Source organism: Streptomyces sp. NPDC043952 (genome assembly GCF_056435325.1).
The window spans coordinates 1-21641 of the sequence record NZ_JBWKES010000034.1; the positions used below are offsets into that span (position 1 = coordinate 1).

A 21641-nucleotide genomic window follows, 5' to 3' on the forward strand; every position below is an offset into this window, starting at 1 on the left:
CTCCTCTCTTTACGGATGATACAGAAGAGAGAAAACACCCCCCACCCAACGCCCCCCCCCCCCCCCCCCCCCCCCCCCCCCCCCCCCCCCCCCCCCCCCCCCCCCCCCCCCCGGCGGCGACGTCCAGTGGACGGGTTAATACGGCTTCGACAGATACATGTCCTTGAAACTGCCGGTTCCCTTGACGCTGTCCTTCCCGCCCGGAGCGACCAACCTGGACTTCGTCGTGTCGTGGTTGAACTCGACGTTGACCCACCAGGTTTCACTGCAGGTGTTGTGGAAGTAGACCGTGGTCGTGGTCCATCCGTCGGCCCAGGACCAGTTGACGCAACCAGCCGAGCCCGTGTGCTTGCTCATGGGCTGCATTTCAGCGGCGGATGCCGGAACCGCTGTCGCACCAACTGCGATCAGCGCTGCGGCGCTCGCCAGTGCCGCAGTACGAAGCGTCTTTCTCAATTCAGAAACCGAACCCTCCACTAGGGCGGAGTCGTGCAAGGGACTGACTCCGCGTTAGTCGTGAGGGGTTGGGGGCTCGTCGATGAGGCGATCTATCCGTAAACGGACACGACTGGTGTGAACCCGCCGTACCGCCCGTCAGACGCCCAGGTGTGACTCATCCCCCGCCCCGTTCTTCGGTGACCGGTCAGGCCGCGACGTATGGCGGTCAATCTCGAAGAGATAGACGCGGCTTTCGATCACCGGAGCGTAGTATCGGCATACGGTCGAGGGCATGTCAAATGGAGGGGTGTCACCGTACTCGCGGCGGCGCAGGCTCAGTCGGCCGTCGGCGTGGTGCTGGTTGCCGGGCGTGTTCACCGTCGAGTCGGCCGGGGAGGCGTCGCCGGTGGTCGGCGGTTCGAGATCCAGGGGCGCGGCGGTGCGCTCACTTCTTCTTCGGTTTTGCCGACTTCGCGCTGTAGCTGAAGTTTCCCAGTCGCTGCTTGAGTTTCTGCATCTCCTGGTCGAAGAGGGCCTTTCGGGCGTGGAGGTAGGGGCGTACCTCGAAGTGGGTCTGGTTGGTCAGAGTGGAGGTTTTCTTGATGGTTCCCATGGGGGTGTCGAGCGGGGTGCCCTTTTTCGCCGCGGCCGTCATCCGGTAGAGCAGGTGGGGCAGTTGCGTCTCCTCACCCGGACGGAAGATCTTCAGGTGGCTGTCGAGCATGAAGAACTGGAGGGTCTGCTTGTCCGCGGCCTCGGTGAGCGCGGTGGCGTTCGCCGTGGTGACGTCGGTGCTGTCGGTGGGGGCCACCGCGATGATGAGGTGGACGTTCGACGAGCCCGTCCCGGTGTCGCCGCCGGCCTGGAGATCGAACTGGTAGCCGTTCGCCTGCACGGTGTGGTTCGCCGCCGTCTTCACCGGGCGTGCCATGCCGAACTCCACGGCAGAGGACTGCGCGAACTGCTCGGTCCCCCTGAAGAACTCCGCGATGGGAATGTCGGTGAAGGGGGCGAGCATCCTGATCGCCTCGCTGATACTCGGTACCAGATACCTGCCGCGCGGAGCTCCCGGCCCCGCCGTCACCTCAAGGCGGCACGCATATCCGAACGCCGCTTCCTCACCGCCCCCGCGGGGCCCGGAGCCGGGCTGTTCCCCGACGTCGGCGGGGGAGAACTCGACCTCCTTCCTGGTGAACCTGGCGAACTCCTGCTCGACGATTCCCTTGTCGTCCCCCGCGAATCCGTGCACGGAGACCTTGCCCGGATTCCGTGCGGTGGTCAGGCCCCGGCCGCCCTTCTTCTCCATCGTCACGTAACCGAAGGTCGCGTGGAGCCGGCCGCTCCGCATCTCCTGGAACCACGCCTGCGAGGTGAGGTTCTCGCTGACGAATTGGTTCAGCGCCTCCAGCTGTATGGCGTCCACCTGCCCGAGGCACTGGTCGAATTCTCCTCTTATCCCGTGCAGATGCTGGAAGACCGTCTCCACTGCCTGATAGTGGTTCTGGCCCTCCTCGACGCTTCCGCCGATCACCACCCGGTCCCCGTCGACGTGCACCAGGGCCACGGGGTGGCTGTAACCGGGGGAGAGGGCCTTGAGCATGCCCTTGTTCTCGCGGGTGAGGTCGTCGAGTGACATCTTCAGGACGCGGAAGTTCTCGGCGAGAGCCGTGAGCTGGGCCACCGACTCGGCCGATTGCTGGGCCCGCACCAGGGACCTGTCCCAGATGTCCGGGAACTGCGTTTCGGGCTGGTCGAACACCTGGGATTTCCCGTGCTCCAGAGTTTCGAGGAGGCACGCGGTGAACCACCACTTCACGTTCTCGTCGAGGTCCGTGGCATTCTCGTATATGAACTGTTGCAGAGATGCCAGGTCGGCGTTCGCCTGGATCTGCCCGAAGCAATGAGAAACGCAGGCGGTCTTCTGCTCGTTCGACAGCGACATGTGATCCCCTCGTCAGTAAACGGCGCGTCGATTTTCTCCTTCGAGCCGCCGGGCAGGAGATGTCGGACAGGCAGGTGTCGGTGCATCCCGAGCTACCCGTTGAGGCACCGCGTCCGGCACCTCCCCGCCACGGGCCCTCTCGTCCAGGGTCGCCCGCATGGGTGAGCCCGGTTTTCTGAGTGCTGTTCGGGAGTCGTACGACACGGTTGCCGACGCGTACGCCGAACGCGTGCCGTCCCCGGCCGAGTTGGACCCGTTGTCGCGCGCGATGCTGGGAGTCTTCGCGGAGTTGGTGCGGGGGGACAAGGCCGTCGGGGATCTGGGGTGCGGGCCCGGACGCGTGACGGCGTACCTCGCCGGGCTCGGAGTGTCCGCCTTCGGCGTCGATCTGTCGCCCAAGATGATCGCGCCGGCCCGGCAGGCGTACCCGGAACTGCGGTTCACCGTCGGCTCGATGACCGCGCTGGAGGCGGGGGACGGCGAGCTGGGCGGCATCCTCACCTGGTACGCCACCCACCACACGCCCCCGCAATGGCTGCCCGCGCTGTTCGCCGAGTTCCACCGCGCGCTCGCCCCCGGCGGCCACCTCCTCTGGGGAGATTACGTCGGCGACGAGCGGCTGCGGCCGACCCAGGGCTACGGCCGCCCGGTCTCCTACGAGTCCCACCTCCTGCCCCTGGACCGCGTGGCCGGGCTGCTGGAGGAGGCCGGACTCGTCGTCGCCGCGCGGCTGGAGCAGGAGCCCGGCGGGCGGGCGAACAGGCCGCACGCCTGCCTGCTGGCCCGCAAGCCCCCCGCCGCCCCGCCCGGCACCGACGGCCACGACGCCGACGACCACGGCGCCGAGGGCCACGACGCCGACGGCCACGACGCCGACGGCAACGGCGCCGACGGCCACGACGCCGAGGACCGCCGCGGTCACCGCCCCCAAAACGGCGACCGGTAACCGCGGCGGCCCCATCTCAGCGGGGCGGGCCGGCGAGCGGGACCTCGGCCCACACCGTCTTGCCCACGACGCGTTCGCGCACGCCCCACGTCCGGGCCAGCGCGTCCACGACCACCAGGCCCCGGCCGTGCTCGTCCCCCGGCGCGGCCCGCAGGACGCGCAGCGGCCGGTCGCCCCGCGTATCGCTCACCTCGATGCGCAGCGTGTCCTCCTTGGGCAGCAGCGTCAGCCGCAGTTCGAAGTCCCGGCCGGGCACCCGGCCGTGGATGACGGCGTTGGTCGCCAGCTCCGAGGCGAGGAGCTGCGCGGTGGTGTTCAGCACGCCGTCGTAGGGATAACCCCAGTTGTCGAGCGCGGTGCCGGTGAGCCGTCGGGCCAGTCGCGCCCCGCGCGGGGTGGCGCTCAGCCGCTGGATCAACTCTTTCAGGGGGGTGGAGATTTCCAGATTCACATCACCGAGCGTGGCCGGTTCTCCCTACTCTGACCAGGAGAGGCCCGGCGACTCTGCGTAGTCGTACGGGCACGTGTCGGCGCGTGTACGGGATGAACGGAGGACGGAGTGGTAGACGAAAAAGAGCGGCGGCCGGACACTCCTGCGCAGGAGAACGGATCGGCCGGTGTCTTCACCGCGCTGGGCAGGCAGCTGAAGTTGCTGAGGGAGCGGGCAGGGCTCAGTCAGACGGAGTTCGGGAACCGGGTCGGCTACGGCCCCGACCACATCTCGGCCATGGAGCGGGGCGTACGCACCCCCAGGCCGGAGTTCCTGGTCAAGGCCGACGCCATCCTCAACGCCCACGGGATGCTGACCACGGTCATCCCCGACGTGGAGGATGCCATGCGCAGGGCGCGGACCCGGCACCCGGACTGGTATCGAGGCCAGGCCGAGATGGAGAGGGAGGCGGTGGAGCTGCACTTCTACGCCACCCACGCCGTACCAGGTCTCTTGCAGACCGAGGCTCACGCGCGGGCCCTGTTTGCCAAGCGACGGCCGTTCTTCAGCGAGGAAACCATCGAGAAGCGGGTGGCCGACCGACTCTCGCGTCAGCAGGTCTTCGAACGCTGGCCCGCGCCCGTGGTCAGCTACGTCCTCGAAGAGGCGATCCTCGACCGTCCGATCGGCGGGCCACGAGTCCACGCCGATCAACTGCGGCGCCTCCTGATCATCGGCGACAGGCAGAACGTCGAGATCCAGGTGATGCCGACCGGCATGGAGGAACACCCCGGCGTAGACGGTGCGTTCAACCTTCTAGTACCGAAGGGGCACGAGCAGGTGGCGTACCTGGAAGTGCAGGGTCACCCACAACTGATCATTCACCGAGACGACGTCCGGAAGATCGCCGACCGCTATGGGATCATGCGCGCGATGGCACTGACTCCCAAGGAATCCCGCACCCTGATCGCGGAGAAACTGGAGAAGCTATGAGCACCGAGAGCCTGGCCTGGTTCAAGTCCAGCTACAGCGGCGCCGAGGGCGGCGAGTGCGTCGAACTCTCCTACGCCTGGCGCAAGTCGAGCTACAGCAGTGGCGCGGGCGGCGAGTGCGTCGAGGTCGCCGAGCACCCCACCGCCATCCACGTCCGGGACTCCAAGCGCCCCACCGCCCCCCACCTCACCGTCACCCCCTCCGCCTGGGCAGCCTTCCTGGGCGCGGAGAAAGCGGAGTAGCCATGAGCACCACCGGCGGACCTGTCTGGTTCAAGTCGAGCTACAGCGGCGGCGAGGGCGGCGAATGCGTCGAACTCGCCTACAACTGGCGCAAGTCGAGCTACAGCAGCGGTGAGGGCGGCGAGTGCGTCGAGGTCGCCGAACACCCCACCGCCATCCACATCCGCGACTCCAAATCTCCCGCCGCTCACCTCACTGTCACCCCCGCAACCTGGGCATCCTTCCTGACAGTTGCCCGCGTACCGGCGAGGTGAGGCAATGACGGGTCGGCGAGGGGAGGGGACCGGTAGCGTACGGGGCGTCGTGCCCGCAACCAAATGCCGGGGAACCGTCCGGGACCGGATCGGTAACGCCCGCTCGTAGCCTGCCGTTCCACCCTCGCCGACTTCGTCATCCGAGCAGAGGTATGAAAGAAGACAACGACGTCAGCCGGATCTTCCTGCTGAACCCGGAAGCGCGTCTCCTGCGGGAGGCGCAGCGGGCCGGTGTTCAAGTGCGGTCGGCCTGGGCCGACACGCACGACGAGTCCGCGCTGCGGCCCCTCCTGAAGGAGGCCGCGGCGGCCGGGCTGTTCGTCAACCCCGCGCGCGCCCTGCGGCTGCTGGCGGACCAGGACGCCGTACAGCGGCTGGTCCGGGACAACCGGCTGTCGCCGGACGCCGGCGTGCTCTCCGGCGCGCCCCGGCTGACCGTGGAGACGCTGAGCGTGCACGGCATGCACCAGACCGTGGGAATCACGGCCCGGATGCCGTACGGCCTGCTCTCCCCGGCGCCGCTCACGGAGGACACCGCGGCGGAGGTACGGGCCGTGGTGACCGCCCTGCTCGACCTGACCGGGTACCAGTACGGGCCCGCGCACACCGGGGTCACACTGACCCGGCAGGGGCCGGTGATCACCGGCTGCCGGGCGGGGCTCGGGGACGATCCGATCCCCGAACTCCTCAGGGTCGCCGGGGGGTTCGACCTCGCCGCCGGAGCCGTCCGGGTACTGGCCGGAAAGCTCGTGGAGGCGGTACGGCCGGAACGATTCGCCGCGGCGGCGGAATCCAGCCGCCCGCCCGGCGGACGGCAGCCGCTGCCGGATGTCCGGTTCGTGCCGGTGCACGGCGGCTGCCTGCCCGGATACCTCGTGGTGCAGGCCGACTCCCCGGCGCGCGCCGCCCAGCGGGTGACCTCGCTGGGCGAGCTGGTCGCGGGCGGGGCGGGCTGATTCCAGCCGCGGGGACCGGATCGGTATCGAACCGGTAGAAGCGCGCCCCACTGTTGATACGTCGCCGGAAGAAGGACGACGACGCCAGCGACGTCAACAGGAGGCGGAGCAAAGGATGCTGAAGTTCTCGATCCTCGGGGCACTACAGGTCCGTACCGTGTCCGGCCCGGCGGAGATCAGCGGCGACCTCCAGCGCACCCTCGTACAGACGCTGCTGGTCAGCGAGGGGCAGCCGGTCTCCGGGGAGAGCCTGGTCGAAGAGATGTGGGGCGAGGCCGTACCCGACAACCAGGCCAACGCCCTCCAAGCGCACGTGAGCAGGCTCAGGCGCAAGCTGAAAGCCCTGGAACCAGGTCGTCCGGTATCCCGAGTGACGATTCATCCCTCCGGATACCGGCTGACCGTGGAGGAGGGAGAGGTGGACGCCGCCGAGTTCGTACGGACCGTACGGGAGGCGGAAACGGCGTCCGCGTACGACGCGGAGGGCACCGCCAGGATGCTCGGCCGGGCGCTCGCGCTGTGGCGGGGTCCGGTGTTCGGCGGGTTCCCCGGCGGACCCCTGTGCCAGCTCGCCGGGGCCCGGTACGAGGAGTACCGGATGCGGGCCATGGAGCTGCGTTTCGACGCGGAACTGCGGCTCGGAGGGCATGCGGCGGTCCTCGCGGAGCTGGCCGAGGCGCACACCCACCACCCGCTGCGCGAGCGGTTCTGCGAGCAGCTGATGATCGCCCTCTACTGCTCGGGCCGGCAGGCGGACGCGCTCGACGTGTTCCGCCGGATGCGCCACCAGCTGGACGAGGAACTCGGCATCCAGCCCTCGCCCGCGCTGCGCCGCGTTGAGAGCGCTATCTTGCGGCATGACCCCGCCCTCATGAGGGATGCGCGTTCGACCCTCCTCCAGATCGCCTGAGGTGGTTAGCCTGTTCGCCAGGGCCGAGAAAGACCCCAGGTAGCCGGAATCGCCTCCTCCGTGTTGCCCGTTCGGGTACAACCTAGGGTGGTCCCGAACAACTCGGGCCGGGCGGCGCGGCGGGGCGGAGGGGACGGGTTCGTGGAATCGGCGGCATCCGGTCGTCCTGTCGTGCGCTTCAACATCCTCGGCTCGCTCGAAGGCTGGTGCGGGCAGCGCCGGTTGAGGCTCGGCAGTCCGACCCAGGAACGGGTGCTGGTCACCCTGCTGCTCGAACCCGGCCGCATGGTGCCGATGTCCCGGCTGATCGCCGCGGCCTGGGACGACGAGCCGCCGCAGACGGCAAGTCATCAGATCCGCAAGTGTGTTGCCGCCCTGCGCACCCACATCCCGGACGGCGCGGCCCTGATCGTCACCGATGGCGCCGGGTACCGCGCCATGCTCGATGAAAACCAGCTCGACCTCTACGAGTTCACCGAGCGGTCCCGACAGGCCCGGCAGGCGGTGGCGGCCGGCCGGCCCGAGGACGCCGTCGGGCATCTGCGCTCCTGCCTGGAGCTGTGGCGGGGCCCGGTGATGGCGGGCTCGGGCGGCTCCGTGATCAGCGCGGCCTCCGCGGCGCTCGAAGAACGCCACATGGCGGTCGCCGAGCAGTACTTCGAACTCCAGCTTGAGCTGGGCCAGTCCGGCGAACTGATCGGCCCGCTGCGCGAGCTGGTCACCGCCCACCCGCTGCGGGAGACCCTGCGCGGGCGGCTGATGCTGGCCCTGTACCGGGCCGGACGGCAGGCCGAGGCGCTGGAGGAGTTCGGGCGGGTGCGCGACCTGCTGGTGGAGGAGCTGGGCATCGATCCCGGCGCCGAACTCACCCGGCTCTACGAGGCGATCCTGCGCGACAGCCCCGAAGTCGCCGCCCGCGTACCGCAGTCGGTGTCCGACCGCGCCGCCCTGCTGGTCCCCGCGCCCTACACCACCCAGAACTCCGGCACCGAGCCCGCGCCCTGCACCCTGCCCTACGACCTGCCGGACTTCACCGGGCGGGAGGAGGAACTGGCCCGGCTGGTCACCGTGGGCTGCGCCCCGGCCACCGGCGGCACCCGGATCGTCGGCGTGGACGGCATGGGCGGCAGCGGCAAGACCGCGCTCGCCGTGCACGCCGCCCACCTGCTGGCCCCCGAGTATCCCGACGGCCAGCTCTTCGTGGACCTGCGCGGCTTCAGCCCCGGCGAGAAGGCCCAGGAACCGGGCGCGGTCCTGCACTCCTTACTCCACACCCTGGGCATACCGGACGATCGGATACCGGACGATCTGGAGCGCCGTACCACCTTCTGGCGAACCGTTTCCGCCCAGCGGAAGCTGCTTCTCCTGCTGGACAACGCCGCCGACGCCGCACAGGTGCGGCCGCTGCTGCCGGCCTCCGAGGACTGCCTGGCCATCGTCACCAGCCGGGTGCGGATGCTCGACCTCGACGGCTCCGAGTGGCTGTCGCTGGGCCTGCTGTCGGCCGGCGACAGCGCCACCCTGCTCACCCGGATGCTGGGCGCCGACCGCACCGCCGCCGAGCCGCGGGCCGTGGACCGGCTGGCCCGGCTGTGCGGGGGGCTGCCGCTCGCCCTGCGGATCACCACCGCCCGGCTGCGCAACCGGCCCCGCTGGACCGTGCAGTACCTGGTCGACCGGCTCGCCGACGAGACCCGGCGGCTGCGCGAGCTGAGCGCCGGGGAACGCAGCGTGGAGGCCACGCTCAGACTGTCGTACCAGGCGATGGACGAGGACCAGCGCGGCGCCTTCCGGCTGCTCGGGCTGCACCCCGGCAGCGCCATCGACGTGCCCTCCGCCGCCGCCCTGCTCGGCACCGACGGCCACGACGCCGAGGACCTGCTGGAGTGCCTGCTCGACGCGCACCTGCTGGAGCAGCACGAGGCGGGGCTGTACGGCTTCCACGACCTGGTGCGCACGTACGCGCTCAGCGTGCGCGAGGTGGAGGACGACGAGGAGTCCGCCGTCGAGCGCCTGGTCGCGTACTACATCCAGAGCACCGACCGGGCCTGCGAGACCCTGTTCCCCGGCCGCAACCGCTACAGCGACGCGCCGGGCACGGGCGAGCCGGCCCTGCCCCGGCTGGACGACGGCGAGCAGGCGCTGCGCTGGTTCGACCGGGAGTACGAGGCGCTGCTCGCGGTGGTCGCCCAGGCCGGCACCCAGGGCCTGCACCGCCCGGCCGCGCTGCTCGCCCGCAACCTCCTCTTCTACCTGGACCTGCGGGGCCGGTACGAGGAGTTCCGGGTCGTCGGCCGGATCGGGGTGGCCGCCTGCCGCCAGCTGGAGGACCCCGGACTGCTCGGCATCAGCCTGTGCAACCTGGCCGTGGCGCACTGGTGGCTCGGCGACTTCCAGGACGGCATCACCACCGCCCAGGAGGGCCTGGAGCTGTCCCGCGGCAGCGATCCGCGCTCCGAGGCGATGTGCCTGGACGTGCTCGGGCTGCTGCACGGCTCCCTCGGCAACTTCGAGGAGGCCCGCGCCTATCTGGACGAGGGCATCGCGCTGCACCGCAAACTGGGGGTGGCGCGGATGGAGGCGGAGGCGCTGGTCAACCTCGCCACCGTGCAGATCTGGACCGGGCACCACGCCGAGGGCGCGCGCAACGCGGCCCGTGCCACCGAGCTGAACCGCCGCCTGGGCGAGCGCAGCAACGAGATCCACTCGCTGACCTTCCTCGCCCTCGCCCACCTCGGCAGCGGCGAGGACGAACGGGCCCGCGCCTGCCTCGCCCAGGCCCTGGAGCTGTGCGACGAGTCCCGCCAGCCCGCCAATGTCGCGGTGGTCCTCGCCCACTGGGCGCGGGTCTGCCAGCGGCTCGGCGATGTGCGCTCGGCCGCGGAGCACGCCGAGCGGGCGCTCGACCTGGTCTCCGCGGAGGGCACGGCGCTGCGGCAGGCGACGGTGTCCAACGTGGTCGGCCTGGTCCATCTGCGCAGCGGGGCCCCCGAGCGGGCCATGGAACTGCACGGCCAGGCCCATGAACTGGCCTCCCGGCACGGCTACCGGATCGAGATCGCGCACGCCCTGCACGGGATGGCGCAGGCCGCGCGGGCCCTGGACGACGAGAAGACGGCCGAGCGGCACCACGCCCAGGCGCGGGCGCTGTACGACGCGATGGGGGTCACGGAGCCGGGGCGGCGGCTGTAGGGCAGGCGTCCGGCGCCGCCCGGCCGGTGGGCTCGTCGTACCGGCGTACGGGATCGTCGTACCGGCCGGTGTGTCCGTCGTACCGGCCACTGTGCTCGTCGTACCTGCCGGTGGGCTCGTCGTACTGGCGTACACGGCGACGGCACCGGTGGGTGTGGTACCCGGCCGGTGCCGTCGTTGTTCGTGGGGGGATGCTCGCGTCGGTGAGGGAAGCGGTGGCGGGCCGGACGGTCAGGAGTGGACGAGACCCGGACCGCGGTCGTCGGCCAGAATCGAGCCGGAGTGGCTGCTGGTGCCATGCACGACAGCCTGGTGCAGCCCGGTGGCGGGCAGCGCCGCGGCGGCACCCAGAGCGAGGACCCCCGCGCCGGCCAGCGCCGCCAGAACCGTCTTCGTACGCAGTGCGATGGAACGCATGTGCAACCCCTTGTGAGAGACGGACCGTGTTCCGGTCGCCGGGCTCTCCCCGACGCCACGACCGATGTTTGGGGCAAGCGGTCCCCAAGCTGTCCCCGCCTGGTACCCGGTCCGGGGAGGCCGTCGGTAGTACCGCTCGGCCGCGCAGCTCAGGATGGGTGTCGGGCGGGTGTCAGCCGGGCCGGACGACTTCCAGGAAGGCCTGGGCGACATGGGCGACACCCTCGCCCAGCGTGTCGTCGGGCTCGCGGACGGCCCGGAAAGCGAGCGTGAACCCCGCGTCCGCGAGCAGCCGGATCATGTCCTCGGGCCGCCGGCGCCGGAAGTCCAGGGAGACCGGGTGGCCCCAGGGGTTCTCCAGCCGGCGCGGCTCCTCGCCGGTCTGGAAGGCCAGCAGCAGCCGCCCGCCGGGCGCCAGGACGCGGTACAGCTCGGCGAACAGGTCCGGGAGCCGCTCGTCGGGGGTGTGGATGGAGGAGTACCAGGAGACGGCACCGGCGAGGGCGCCGTCGGGCAGCGGGAGGTCCAGCATGGAGCCCTGCTCGAAGCGCAGACCGGGATGGTCGCGGCGGGCCACGGCGAGCATGGCGGCGGAGAGGTCCAGTCCGAAGACGTCCAGGCCCAGGGCGGCGAGGTGCCCGGTGACGGCGCCGGGACCGCAGCCGAGGTCCGCGACGGCGGCTTCGGGCCCCACCCGCTCCGCGAAGGCGGCGAGGAGGGCGCGCTCCAGCGGCTTGTCGGCGAGGGGATCCGCGAAGTGGGCGGCGTAGTCCTCGGCGACGGTGTCGTAGAAGGCGCGGGTGGCGGTGAGGAAGTCCGGGGAGTCCTGGGGGCGGTCCTGGGTTTCGGTCATGACGGGGAACGTAGTGGGCCATGAACGCATCGCGCACAGCGGAGGAATTCGTTCCGTATGCGCGGCCGGCATGGCGCGGCACGGTGGCGCGGCGGGGCCTCGGGAAAGGCAGGAGCCCCGTCGCCGAAGACGGCGCGGGGCTCCTTGGGTACTGCTCTCAGGTTCTGCGATCAGGCAGTGATCAGACGGGGGTGACGTTCTCCGCCTGCGGGCCCTTCGGACCCTGCGTCACGTCGAAGGACACCTGCTGGTTCTCCTCGAGGGAGCGGAAGCCGGTGGCGTTGATCGCGGAGTAGTGAACGAAGACGTCGGGGCCGCCGCCCTCCTGGGCGATGAAGCCAAAGCCCTTTTCGGCGTTGAACCACTTAACGGTTCCGGTAGCCATAAGCCCTCCTTGGGCTCAAAAGGGTTTGCCCTGCTCCAGAACCTGCAAGTGCGAAAACGTGCTGCACCACTGCATTCGTCTGAAAACGACGAGAGCCCGCGGTCACATGCTCCGCAGGCTCTGTACTGCAAGGGAAACCAAACTGCAACTTGCGGCGAGCCTAGCATGCAGGCAGCCGAAAGCAATAGAGGGCAAGATCACTTCACCCGGATGTTTGAAAGCCGGTAACCCGTTTGACGGTGGGGCCGGTCCGAGCACCGTACCAGCCGAGGGCTAGAGTCCCGCGATGTGGACATTTCTCGCACCCGGCCGCGCGTCGGCCACATCCAGTTCCTGAACTGCCTGCCCCTCTACTGGGGGCTCGCGAGAACCGGCACCCTCCTCGACTTCCAGCTGACCAAGGACACGCCGGAGAAGCTCAGCGAGCGGCTGATCAAGGGGGAGCTCGACGTCGCCCCGGTCACCCTGGTCGAGTACCTGAAGAACTCGGACGACCTGGTCGCCTTCCCGGACATCGCCGTGGGCTGCGACGGCCCCGTGATGTCCTGCGTGATCGTCTCCCAGGTCCCGCTGGAGCGGCTGGACGGCGCGAAGGTCGCCCTCGGCTCGACCTCCCGCACCTCCGTCCGGCTCGCCCAGCTCCTGCTGTCCGAGCGGTTCGGGGTCCAGCCGGAGTACTACACCTGCCCGCCCGACCTCGGCCTGATGATGCGGGAGGCCGACGCCGCCGTACTGATCGGGGACGCGGCCCTGCGCGCCAACCTGCACGACGGCCCGCGCTACGGCCTCGACGTGCACGACCTGGGCACGCTGTGGAAGGAGTGGACGGGTCTGCCGTTCGTCTTCGCGGTGTGGGCGGCCCGGAAGGACTACCTGGAGCGCGAGCCGCTCATCACCCGCCAGGTGCACCAGGCGTTCCTGGACTCCAAGAAGATCTCCCTGGAGGAGGTCGACAAGGTCGCCGAACAGGCCGCCCACTGGGAGGCGTTCGACGCGGAGACCCTCGCCAAGTACTTCACCACCCTGGACTTCAGCTTCGGCGAGCCGCAGCTGCACGCCGTCGCCGAGTTCGCCCGCCGGATCGGCCCCACGACGGGCTTCCCGGCCGACGTGAAGGTGGAACTGCTCCAGCCGTAATCACTACGCTTGCGGTGGTCTACGGGGGAGAGGTGGGACCGTGCAGCCGCTCGCGGGGGACGAGGAGTGACCGCGCTGCTCGCGCTCGGCGCCCTGCTGTGGGGCGCGCTCAGCGGCGCGCTGCTGCCCCGCGCCGCCCACCGTCTCGCCGTACCGGACGGCGAACCCCGGCGCGTCCGGTGCGAGGGCGGGCATGCGGTGCGGGGGTGGGTGGGGCGGACGCCGTGCGGGCAGTGTGCCGGGGGAGCAGGTCCGGGGCTTCCCTTCGTCACCGCCCTGGTCTGCGCCGCCCTCGCCGCCGCGACCGGCCCCCGGCCCGAGCTGGCGGTCTGGTCGCTGCTCGCCCCGGTGGGCGTGCTGCTGGGGGTGATCGACCTCCGGGTGCGGCGGCTGCCCGACGTGCTCACCCTGCCGCTCGCCGCCGCGGCCCTCGCGCTGCTGGGCATCGCCGCGCTCCTCCCCGGCCACGCCGGGCACTGGCCCACCGCGCTGTACGGGGCGCTCGCCCTCGGGGCGGCGTACACCGTGCTGCACCTGGTCAACCCGGCCGGAATGGGCTTCGGGGACGCGAAGCTCGCCCTGTCGGCGGGGGCCGCGCTCGGGTGGTACGGCTGGCCCGCGGTGCTGCTCGGCACCTTCACCGCGGTCCTGTCCGGCGCCCTGTACGGCGGCGCGCTCGTCGCCGTACGCGGGGCCTCCCGGAAGACGGGCGTCGCGTTCGGTCCCTTCCTGCTGGCCGGAACCCTCGCCGGGGTGCTGATCGGCGCGTATACGGCGCTGTCGTAGGCTGGCCCAGTCCGTCCATCCCCTTATGAAAGGGACGCCCCGGTGACCGAGAAGGCCGACCTCCAGTCCGTCCTCGACCGTGCCGCCGCCGGTGGGCGGATCACCCCGGAAGAGGCCGTCGCCCTCTACCGCGACGCCCCGCTGCACGCCCTGGGCGCCGCCGCCGACGCCGTACGCCGCCGTAAGTACGCCGGTATCGAGCACATCGCGACGTACATCATCGAGCGCAACATCAACTACACGAACGTGTGTGTCACGGCCTGCAAGTTCTGCGCCTTCTACGCGGCACCCAAGGACACCGCCAAGGGCTGGACCCGCGACCTCGACGACATCCTGCGCCGCTGCGCGGAGACCGTCGAGCTGGGCGGCACCCAGATCATGTTCCAGGGCGGCCACCACCCGGACTACGGCGTCGAGTACTACGAGAAGCACTTCAAGGCCATCAAGGACGCCTTCCCGCAGCTCGTGATCCACTCGCTGGGCGCGTCCGAGGTCGAGCACATGGCCCGGATCAGCGGGGTGTCGGTCGAGGAGGCCATCACCCGGATCCACGCGGCCGGTCTCGACTCCTTCGCCGGCGCCGGCGCGGAGCTGCTGCCCGAGCGGCCGCGCAAGGCCATCGCCCCGCTCAAGGAGAGCGGCGAGCGCTGGCTGGAGATCATGGAGACCGCGCACAACCTGGGCGTGGAGTCCACCTCCACCATGCTGATGGGCACCGGCGAGACCAACGCCGAGCGCATCGAGCACCTGCGGATGATCCGCGACGTACAGGACCGCACGGGCGGCTTCCGCGCGTTCATCCCGTACACGTACCAGCCCGAGAACAACCACCTCAAGGGCCGTACGCAGGCGACGATCTTCGAATACCTGCGGATGATCGCCATCGCCCGGCTGTTCCTCGACAACGTGCGGCACATCCAGGGCTCCTGGCTCACCACGGGCAAGGAGGTCGGCCAGCTGTCCCTGCACTACGGCGCGGACGACCTCGGCTCGATCATGCTGGAGGAGAACGTCGTCTCCTCGGCCGGGGCGAAGCACCGCTCCAACCGCCTCGAGATCATCGACCTCATCCGCAAGGCGGGGCGGGTGCCGGCGCAGCGCGCGACGACGTACGAGCACCTGGTCGTGCACGAGGACCCGGCGAACGACCCCGTGGACGACCGGGTGGTCTCGCACATCTCCTCCACGGCGATCGAGGGCGGCACCGCGCACCCCGAGCTGAAGCTGCTCTCCGCCAACTGAGCGCGCCGTGCTGACGATCCACGCCGACTCCAGGGGGCACGCGCTCGCCGTCGAGGGCGAACGGGTCGTGGGCATCGGGGAGTTGGGGCCGCTGGCCGACGACTATCCGCGGGCGCGGGTGCGGCGGTGGCCCGGCATCCTCACGCCCGGATTCGTCAACCTCCACGGCCCCGAGCTGCTGGAGGAGGCGTACCACCCGGACCCGCGGGAGGCCGGGGAGCTGGGCACCGAGCCGCTGACCGGCGACGCGCTCGCCCGTCTCGCGCTGGACGACGTCCGGTGGGGCGGGAGCGCGCGGCGGGGGGTGCAGCGGATGCTGGCGCACGGGACGGTGGCGGTGGCGGGCACGCTGCGGCGGCCGGCGGCGGTGGACGCGGTACGGCGCACCGGGCTCGACGTGCTGCCCCGGTCCGGGGCCGTCGGAGGGGTGCCGTCCCTGGACCCGCCGGCGTGCGGGGTTCCTCCGGAGGTCCGGCCGCGTCGGGAGCGGGGTTCCGTGGCGTCTTTCGCGGTGTTCGATGTCGCGGACGAGGGGGAGTTGATGGAGCGGGGGGCGTCGACGTGCGTGGCGACGGTGATTCGGGGCCGGCTGCTGTATCGCCGCCGGTAGCTGCGCAGCTTGGGCCGTCGTACATCTGCGGGTCCGCCGTGGCCGGTCGCGCAGTTCCCCGCGCCCCTCACGGGGCGCAACAGCGCCGTCGTAGCTGCGGGCAGTCGTGGCCGGTCGCGCAGTTCCCCGCGCCCCTTGCGGGGCACCGCACGCCCCACCCGGAGCCGTCCGCCGGGACCTTGCTGCGACAATGATGACGTGACCCGCGCATCCCTGGACAAGCAGCCGCACGAAGTCGCCTCGATGTTCGACAACGTGGCGGAACGGTACGACCTGACCAACGACGTGCTGTCCCTGGGGCAGGACCGCCGCTGGCGCAAGGAAGTCGCGCAGGCCGTCGACGCCCGCCCCGCGCAGAAGGTCCTGGACCTCGCCGCCGGCACCGCCACCTCCTCCCTCCCCTTCGCCCGCACCGGCGCCTACGTCGTGCCCTGCGACTTCTCGCTCGGCATGCTCCAGGTCGGCAAGAAGCGCCACACCTGGCTGCCGTTCACCGCGGGCGACGCGACGAAGCTGCCGTTCAAGGGCGACACCTTCGACGCCGTGACCATCTCCTTCGGCCTGCGCAACGTGCAGGACTTCGACGCCGCGCTGCGCGAGATGCACCGCGTCACCAAGCCCGGCGGCCGCGTCGTCATCTGCGAGTTCTCGCACCCGACCTGGGCGCCCTTCCGGACCGTCTACACCGAGTACCTGATGCGCGCCCTGCCCCCGGTCGCCCGCGCGGTCTCCTCGAACCCGGACGCGTACGTCTACCTCGCCGAGTCCATCCGCGCCTGGCCGAACCAGCCCGGTCTCGCCGGACGCCTCCGCGAGGCCGGCTGGTCCAGGGTCGCCTGGCGCAACCTCACCGGCGGTGTCGTCGCCCTGCACCGCGGCTTCAAGGACTGAGCCCCGGCGGGGGACTCACCGGCCGATCATCTCGAACGCGTCCCCCGCCTCCCGCAGTTCCCGCCGGAGCCCGCCCGCCGGTGGCCGCGGGGCGCGTGGTTCGCGCACGCCTCCGCCGCCCTCGCCGTCCGCGAAGTCGAACCACACGTAGACCACCGAGTCCGCCGGCACCTCCGCTCCGGGCGGTGGGTACTGGCGTACGACGTAGTCCACGACCGCCCGGTGGAAGTCCGGGCGGTCCGGCGCGGTCAGGAACAGCCCCCGGATCCGTGCGGTCTCGCGCGCGTCCACGGCCATCAGACCGACCAGCCGCGGCACACGCACATCGGGTGTTTTGGGTGTTGTGTGCACAGATGTCACCCCCAGCGGTACTGGAAGGGTAACCCCGGCGCCCTCCGGCCGGAAGGATTCGGTGTCGTACTGTGACAGATGGCTACGCTGCGTCACCAAGGCGGGAGTCGAGCTCCAGGCGGAAGCAGAGCGACTCCTCGTCCAGGTGCGGGCGCCGGTAGGTCTCCGCGGACCGCATGCCGAGCCGCCGGGCCACCGAGACGGAACGCTCGTTGCCCGGCCGTACGATCGCCACCACCTCCGGCACCCCCGCCGCCCGCACCCGCCGCAGGGCCTCGCGCGCGGCGGCGAGGACGTACCCCTTGCCCCAGTGCGCCCGGCCGAGCCGCCAGCCGATCTCCACCTCGCCCACCGGGCCCCAGTCGCGCGGCCAGGGCTGGGCGCCGGTGAACCCGAGGACCTCGCCGGACTCGTCCAGGACGGTCCACAGGCAGAAGCCGAGTTCCGCGTCGTGCCGCCGCTGGCGCGCGGTGAGTTCCTCGTACACCGACAGCGCGGCGGGCCCGCCGGGGAAGAACTCCATCACCTCGGGATCGGCGAAGAGGCGGTGCCAGCCGACCGCGTCCTCGTGGGTGGGGACGCGCAGCCGGATCGCGGGCAGAGGTCGGTTCACAGGACAGCCCTTCAGCCGGGTGATCTATTCCGCTGAATAGACTGCCCATGTCCAGTGCCGGTCGGCACGCAGATTTCGAACTTGGGGAGATCCCGCCGTGACCGAGCCCCTCTCCGACCACTCCGCCGATGTGATCGTCGTGGGCGCGGGCCCAGCCGGCTCCGCGACCGCGTACCACCTGGCCAAGGCCGGTCTCGACGTACTGCTCCTGGAGAAGACGGAGTTCCCGCGCGAGAAGGTGTGCGGCGACGGCCTCACCCCCCGCGCGGTCAAGCAGCTCGTCGCGATGGGCATCGACATCTCCGAGGAGGCCGGCTGGCTGCGCAACAAGGGCCTGCGGATCATCGGCGGTGGCTCCCGGCTCCAGCTCGACTGGCCGGACCTCGCGGCCTACCCGAACTACGGACTCGTGCGCAAACGCGACGACTTCGACGAGATCCTGGCCCGCAACGCGCAGAAGGCCGGTGCGCGGCTGTACGAACGCTGCAACGTCTCCGGGCCGATCGTGGACGAGCGCACCGGCCGCATCACCGGCGTGACGGCCAAGGTCGGCGAGGAGAAGCGCGAGGTCGGCTATCACGCGCCGCTCGTCGTCGCGGCCGACGGCAACTCCACGCGGCTGTCCCTGGCGATGGGCCTGCACCGTCGCGAGGACCGTCCGATGGGCGTCGCGGTGCGCACGTACTTCACCTCGCCGCGCCATGACGACGACTACCTGGAGTCCTGGCTGGAGTTGTGGGACCGGCGCGGCGCGCAGGAGCGGCTGCTGCCCGGCTACGGCTGGATCTTCGGCATGGGCGACGGCACGTCCAACGTCGGTCTCGGTGTCCTCAACACCTCCGCCGCCTTCAAGGAGCTGGACTGGCGGGAGATCCTCAAGGCCTGGTGCGCGTCCATGCCAAAGGACTGGGGCTACACCCCCGAGAACATGACCGGGCCGATCCGCGGCGCCGCGCTGCCGATGGCCTTCAACCGCCAGCCGCACTACACCAAGGGCCTGCTGCTGGTCGGCGACGCCGGCGGCCTGGTGAACCCCTTCAACGGCGAGGGCATCGCCTACGCCATGGAGTCCGGCCAGATCGCCGCCGACGTCATCGTCCAGGCGCACGCGCGGGCGACGCCGGCGCAGCGGGAGACCGCCCTCCAGCGCTACCCGCGCGTCCTCAAGGACACCTACGGCGGCTACTACACCCTCGGCCGCGCCTTCGTGAAGCTCATCGGCAACCCCAAGGTCATGCAGATCGCCGCCCAGCGCGGCCTGACCCACCCGGTCCTGATGAAGTTCACCCTCAAACTCCTGGCCAACCTGACCGACCCGACCGGCGGCGACGCGATGGACCGCATCATCAACGGCCTGACGAAGGTGACCCCGAAGGCGTGATCAGGCGCTGAACGCGGCCTCTTTGGCGGACCGGCGGGCGTACACCTCGTCGCGGCGGTCCGCCATCTGCCGCAGGGCGTCCTTTTTCTCCCGCTTGGTCAAGCGGTCGAGATAGATGTACCCGTTGGTGTGATCCGTCTCGTGTGCGAGGCAGCGCGCGAAGTAGCCCGTGCCCTCCACCGTGAGCGGGTGCCCGTCCCGGTCCCGGCCGCGTACGACCGCCCGGTCGGGCCGCGGCAGCGCCATCACCGCGCCCGGCACCGACAGGCAGCCCTCGCCCTCGTCCAGCAGCCGCCGCCCCTTGGAGGGCGTGTCCAGCACCGGGTTGACGATGTGTCCGACATGCCGGTTTCCGTCGTCGTCGGGGCAGTCGTACACGAAAAGGCGCAGATCGACCCCGACCTGGTTCGCCGCGAGCCCGGCACCCTCGGCGACGTACATCGTGCGGAACATGTCGTCGATGAGCGCGGCGAGGTCGGGCCCGAACTCCGTGACATCCCGGCACGGCTTGTGCAGCACCGCCTCGCCGACCTCGGTCACCCGGCGCACCGCGCCGCGCCCGGCCTCGGGGGCGTATCGGGGGAACTCGGCGACAGGGGCGCCCTGTACGAACACGCGTGGCATCGCGTCTTCTCCTTCACTCGTGGACGAAACCGCCGTCCGGCGGTCCGCCCCGAGCATGCCAGGAGACGCCGCAGGGCCGCTGCCCCCGAGCGGCTGCGGCCCTGCGTGAGGCGCGGAACGCGCCCCAAGTATGCGAAACGGTACGGGATGCCTCAGAGTACGCGCACGGCGCCCGTCGGTTCGTCGTACGACAGCGGGTGCTCCGAGACGCCGGAGGACGGGTTCTGCGCGCCGACGAACATGCCGTCGCCCACGTACACCGCGACGTGGTACGCGCTGCCCGCGCTGCCCCAGTACAGGATGTCGCCCGGCTGGAGGTCGCTCAGCGAGACCTGGGTGCCGGCGGTCGACTGGTCCTGGGAGACGCGCGGCAGGCTCACGCCGACCTGCTTGAAGGCGGTCTGCACCAGGCCCGAGCAGTCGTACGCGGAGGGGCCGGTGGCGCCGGAGACGTACGCCTTGCCCAGCTGCGACTTGACGAAGCTGACGACGGCGGCGGCGGAGCCGGTGGCCGTGGAGGAGCCAGTGCTGGTGCCGGTGCTCGCGGAGGTGGAACCGGAGGTGTCGTCGGCGGTGAGGGCGATCCGGGTGGTGCCGCGCGAGGCGCGGGCGGCGGCCTCCTTGCGGGCGGTCTCCTCGGCCTTCTTCTTGGCCTCGGCCGCCTTCTGCTTGGCCTCGGCGAGGTCCGCCTTGGCCTGCTTCGCGGCCTTCGCGGCGGCCGCGTCACGCTCGGCCTGGAGCTGGTAATTGGCCGCGGCCTGCTGGGTGGCGTCCGCGGACTGGGCGGCCTGGGTGGCCAGGTCGGCCGTCAGGGTGGGCAGTTCGAGAGTCTGCGTCACCGGCTCGGCGGCGCTGGCCGAACCGGCGGCCCCGGCGACGGCCAGGGTGCTGAGGACGCCACCGGCAACTCCGGTCCGCATCGCGAGGGACGACGCGCTGCGGCGGGGCTTCCGGTGGCTGCGTATGTGAGCGGTGTGGGACATGGGAACAACCGGTATCAGGGGCTCCTCCGTATCTTCAAGAAACGTGTGCTGCGCCACAGTTGCTCAATCGAGACCTCAAACGCCGGGCGTGTCGCCCTTTATTGACGCCGTAACGGACATTGCGGACGCCCGTGATCAAGGGCTTGATCACGGTCTTTGATCATTACGTCCGAATTGCCCCGCGCTTACCACCGGTTGATGTGGATGGCCAAGCCCGGTTCCTGAGAGGCGCCTGTGGCTGTGACGGAGGTCACGGAACGGTCGCCGGGAGACCGGCGTCCCGCGCGGGCGGAGCTCGTGAACGCGTGCACGCGCATCCACTCCCGTCCACACCGCGCCCCCCGTCTCCCTCCGAGGTGTGAACGCGGTCCTCTATCAAGATCGGGCGCCTAGCGCCAATTTGCATGCAGGCGAACTCTCTTGATATTGAGACGCCCCTCTTGGCCTGCGATGACGGGCGAAATTGTCACTTCTAGTGATCAACTGAACGCTTCATGTATGAAGATCAGCCATCATCCGACTTCATGATCCTTCGTCAGGTGGTGGAGATCACAAAGCTTGTGGAATACCCCGTGTCGCAGATCACAGATCGGCGGGCATAAGATGCGGAGCAGTTGGGCTTGTGACCTGCTTCACATGTTCTCGATCTTCATCGGCCCAGCGAACCGCCAGCAGTCAGTGCCGACTGAGAGGAGCGAGGAGCGGTGAACGCGTATGCGCCCATCCTCGTACTGGGAGCCCTCGGGGCAGGCTTTGCGATCTTCTCCGTGGTCATGGCCACGCTGATCGGTCCGAAGCGGTACAACCGCGCCAAACTCGAAGCCTACGAGTGCGGCATCGAGCCGACCCCCACGCCGGCCGGCGGCGGGCGCTTCCCCATCAAGTACTACCTGACGGCGATGTTGTTCATCGTCTTCGACATCGAGATCGTCTTCCTCTACCCCTGGGCCGTCACCTTCGACGCCCTGGGGCTTTTCGGGCTCGTGGAGATGCTCCTCTTCGTGCTCACCGTCTTCGTCGCGTACGCGTACGTATGGCGGCGCGGCGGCCTGGAATGGGACTGAG

At 70.4% G+C, this 21641-nt stretch carries 23 protein-coding genes and 1 pseudogene; 14 read left to right on the plus strand and 10 right to left on the minus strand.

The window, feature by feature from the left end; translation table 11 throughout:
• Positions 1–135 precede the first annotated feature (135 nt).
• Both AC069R_RS27820 and AC069R_RS27825 read right to left on the minus strand, forming a co-directional pair.
• Positions 136–495, minus strand: a complete 360-nt coding sequence (locus AC069R_RS27820) for a hypothetical protein (protein WP_478769534.1) — start codon at positions 493–495, stop codon at positions 136–138.
• Positions 496–883: 388 nt separating this feature from the next.
• Positions 884–2380: a hypothetical protein gene (locus AC069R_RS27825; RefSeq protein ID WP_478769535.1), complete on the minus strand. Its 1497-nt coding sequence runs from the start codon at positions 2378–2380 to the stop codon at positions 884–886.
• 157 nt (positions 2381–2537) lie between these two features.
• Between AC069R_RS27825 and AC069R_RS27830 the strand changes: the two are divergent.
• Positions 2538–3173, plus strand: a pseudogene (locus AC069R_RS27830) (class I SAM-dependent methyltransferase); the annotation flags it as partial.
• A gap of 169 nt (positions 3174–3342) precedes the next feature.
• Here AC069R_RS27830 and AC069R_RS27835 read toward each other — a convergent pair.
• Positions 3343–3777, minus strand: coding sequence for an ATP-binding protein (locus AC069R_RS27835; RefSeq protein ID WP_478769536.1), 435 nt, complete (start codon positions 3775–3777; stop codon positions 3343–3345).
• Between the two features lie 108 nt (positions 3778–3885).
• On the opposite strand from AC069R_RS27835, the gene AC069R_RS27840 reads away from it, so the two are divergent.
• From AC069R_RS27840 to AC069R_RS27865, 6 genes are all read left to right on the plus strand, one after another.
• Positions 3886–4749: a helix-turn-helix domain-containing protein gene (locus AC069R_RS27840; RefSeq protein WP_478769537.1), complete on the plus strand. Its 864-nt coding sequence runs from the start codon at positions 3886–3888 to the stop codon at positions 4747–4749.
• Complete coding sequence (locus tag AC069R_RS27845; protein ID WP_478769538.1) at positions 4746–4991, plus strand: DUF397 domain-containing protein; 246 nt, start codon at positions 4746–4748, stop codon at positions 4989–4991. The genes AC069R_RS27840 and AC069R_RS27845 overlap by 4 nt, the downstream gene beginning before the upstream one ends.
• Before the next feature lie 2 nt (positions 4992–4993).
• Complete coding sequence (locus tag AC069R_RS27850) at positions 4994–5245, plus strand: DUF397 domain-containing protein (protein WP_478769539.1); 252 nt, start codon at positions 4994–4996, stop codon at positions 5243–5245.
• Positions 5246–5397: 152 nt separating this feature from the next.
• Entirely contained in the window at positions 5398–6201 is an 804-nt protein-coding gene (locus AC069R_RS27855) for an ATP-grasp domain-containing protein (protein ID WP_478769540.1), read from the plus strand.
• A gap of 115 nt (positions 6202–6316) precedes the next feature.
• A complete protein-coding gene (locus tag AC069R_RS27860; RefSeq protein WP_478769541.1) occupies positions 6317–7111 on the plus strand; it encodes an AfsR/SARP family transcriptional regulator in 795 nt (264 codons plus the stop codon).
• Between the two features lie 171 nt (positions 7112–7282).
• Positions 7283–10303: an AfsR/SARP family transcriptional regulator gene (locus tag AC069R_RS27865; protein WP_478769542.1), complete on the plus strand. Its 3021-nt coding sequence runs from the start codon at positions 7283–7285 to the stop codon at positions 10301–10303.
• 231 nt (positions 10304–10534) lie between these two features.
• On the opposite strand, the gene AC069R_RS27870 is transcribed toward AC069R_RS27865, so the two are convergent.
• From AC069R_RS27870 to AC069R_RS27880, 3 genes are all read right to left on the minus strand, one after another.
• Positions 10535–10720 carry a hypothetical protein gene (locus AC069R_RS27870; protein ID WP_478769543.1) on the minus strand — a complete coding sequence of 62 codons (186 nt, stop codon included), beginning with the start codon at positions 10718–10720 and terminating at the stop codon, positions 10535–10537.
• A 172-nt stretch (positions 10721–10892) separates the two neighbouring features.
• On the minus strand, positions 10893–11573 hold the full coding sequence (locus AC069R_RS27875) for a class I SAM-dependent DNA methyltransferase (RefSeq protein WP_478769544.1): 681 nt from the start codon (positions 11571–11573) through the stop codon (positions 10893–10895).
• 181 nt (positions 11574–11754) lie between these two features.
• Entirely contained in the window at positions 11755–11958 is a 204-nt protein-coding gene (locus tag AC069R_RS27880; protein ID WP_004984723.1) for a cold-shock protein, read from the minus strand.
• A gap of 288 nt (positions 11959–12246) precedes the next feature.
• Here AC069R_RS27880 and AC069R_RS27885 point away from each other — a divergent pair, with 288 nt between their 5' ends.
• The 5 genes from AC069R_RS27885 to AC069R_RS27905 all read left to right on the plus strand — a co-directional run bounded on the left by AC069R_RS27885 (position 12247) and on the right by AC069R_RS27905 (position 16624).
• Positions 12247–13095 (plus strand): menaquinone biosynthetic enzyme MqnA/MqnD family protein, encoded by an 849-nt coding sequence (locus tag AC069R_RS27885; protein ID WP_478769545.1) that lies wholly within the window; start codon positions 12247–12249, stop codon positions 13093–13095.
• A gap of 66 nt (positions 13096–13161) precedes the next feature.
• Positions 13162–13881 carry a prepilin peptidase gene (locus tag AC069R_RS27890; RefSeq protein ID WP_478769546.1) on the plus strand — a complete coding sequence of 240 codons (720 nt, stop codon included), beginning with the start codon at positions 13162–13164 and terminating at the stop codon, positions 13879–13881.
• 42 nt (positions 13882–13923) lie between these two features.
• Positions 13924–15123, plus strand: coding sequence for a cyclic dehypoxanthinyl futalosine synthase (gene mqnC / locus AC069R_RS27895; RefSeq protein WP_397984604.1), 1200 nt, complete (start codon positions 13924–13926; stop codon positions 15121–15123).
• A 7-nt stretch (positions 15124–15130) separates the two neighbouring features.
• Positions 15131–15733, plus strand: a complete 603-nt coding sequence (locus AC069R_RS27900; RefSeq protein ID WP_478769547.1) for a hypothetical protein — start codon at positions 15131–15133, stop codon at positions 15731–15733.
• A gap of 198 nt (positions 15734–15931) precedes the next feature.
• On the plus strand, positions 15932–16624 hold the full coding sequence (locus tag AC069R_RS27905; RefSeq protein ID WP_478769548.1) for a demethylmenaquinone methyltransferase: 693 nt from the start codon (positions 15932–15934) through the stop codon (positions 16622–16624).
• A gap of 15 nt (positions 16625–16639) precedes the next feature.
• On the opposite strand, the gene AC069R_RS27910 is transcribed toward AC069R_RS27905, so the two are convergent.
• Both AC069R_RS27910 and AC069R_RS27915 read right to left on the minus strand, forming a co-directional pair.
• Positions 16640–16948 carry a PASTA domain-containing protein gene (locus AC069R_RS27910; protein WP_478769549.1) on the minus strand — a complete coding sequence of 103 codons (309 nt, stop codon included), beginning with the start codon at positions 16946–16948 and terminating at the stop codon, positions 16640–16642.
• A gap of 109 nt (positions 16949–17057) precedes the next feature.
• A complete protein-coding gene (locus tag AC069R_RS27915; protein WP_478769550.1) occupies positions 17058–17588 on the minus strand; it encodes a GNAT family N-acetyltransferase in 531 nt (176 codons plus the stop codon).
• A gap of 97 nt (positions 17589–17685) precedes the next feature.
• On the opposite strand from AC069R_RS27915, the gene AC069R_RS27920 reads away from it, so the two are divergent.
• A complete protein-coding gene (locus tag AC069R_RS27920) occupies positions 17686–18969 on the plus strand; it encodes a geranylgeranyl reductase family protein (protein ID WP_478769551.1) in 1284 nt (427 codons plus the stop codon).
• Here AC069R_RS27920 and def read toward each other — a convergent pair whose 3' ends face one another.
• Both def and AC069R_RS27930 read right to left on the minus strand, forming a co-directional pair.
• Positions 18970–19593 carry a peptide deformylase gene (def, locus tag AC069R_RS27925; RefSeq protein ID WP_478769552.1) on the minus strand — a complete coding sequence of 208 codons (624 nt, stop codon included), beginning with the start codon at positions 19591–19593 and terminating at the stop codon, positions 18970–18972.
• A gap of 152 nt (positions 19594–19745) precedes the next feature.
• Positions 19746–20576, minus strand: coding sequence for a C40 family peptidase (locus AC069R_RS27930; RefSeq protein ID WP_478769553.1), 831 nt, complete (start codon positions 20574–20576; stop codon positions 19746–19748).
• A gap of 704 nt (positions 20577–21280) precedes the next feature.
• Between AC069R_RS27930 and AC069R_RS27935 the strand changes: the two genes are divergently transcribed.
• Positions 21281–21640 carry an NADH-quinone oxidoreductase subunit A gene (locus AC069R_RS27935; RefSeq protein WP_030494815.1) on the plus strand — a complete coding sequence of 120 codons (360 nt, stop codon included), beginning with the start codon at positions 21281–21283 and terminating at the stop codon, positions 21638–21640.
• Position 21641: the final 1 nt, after the last annotated feature.

Coding starts and splice junctions, on each gene's coding strand:
- AC069R_RS27930 (WP_478769553.1), bottom strand. CDS start 20,576: ATGTCCCACACCGCTCACATACGCAGCCACCGGAAGCCCCGCCGCAGC.
- AC069R_RS27825 (WP_478769535.1), bottom strand. CDS start 2,380: ATGTCGCTGTCGAACGAGCAGAAGACCGCCTGCGTTTCTCATTGCTTC.
- AC069R_RS27855 (WP_478769540.1), top strand. CDS start 5,398: ATGAAAGAAGACAACGACGTCAGCCGGATCTTCCTGCTGAACCCGGAA.
- def (WP_478769552.1), bottom strand. CDS start 19,593: ATGCCACGCGTGTTCGTACAGGGCGCCCCTGTCGCCGAGTTCCCCCGA.
- AC069R_RS27875 (WP_478769544.1), bottom strand. CDS start 11,573: ATGACCGAAACCCAGGACCGCCCCCAGGACTCCCCGGACTTCCTCACC.
- AC069R_RS27870 (WP_478769543.1), bottom strand. CDS start 10,720: ATGCGTTCCATCGCACTGCGTACGAAGACGGTTCTGGCGGCGCTGGCC.
- AC069R_RS27850 (WP_478769539.1), top strand. CDS start 4,994: ATGAGCACCACCGGCGGACCTGTCTGGTTCAAGTCGAGCTACAGCGGC.
- AC069R_RS27845 (WP_478769538.1), top strand. CDS start 4,746: ATGAGCACCGAGAGCCTGGCCTGGTTCAAGTCCAGCTACAGCGGCGCC.
- AC069R_RS27880 (WP_004984723.1), bottom strand. CDS start 11,958: ATGGCTACCGGAACCGTTAAGTGGTTCAACGCCGAAAAGGGCTTTGGC.
- AC069R_RS27860 (WP_478769541.1), top strand. CDS start 6,317: ATGCTGAAGTTCTCGATCCTCGGGGCACTACAGGTCCGTACCGTGTCC.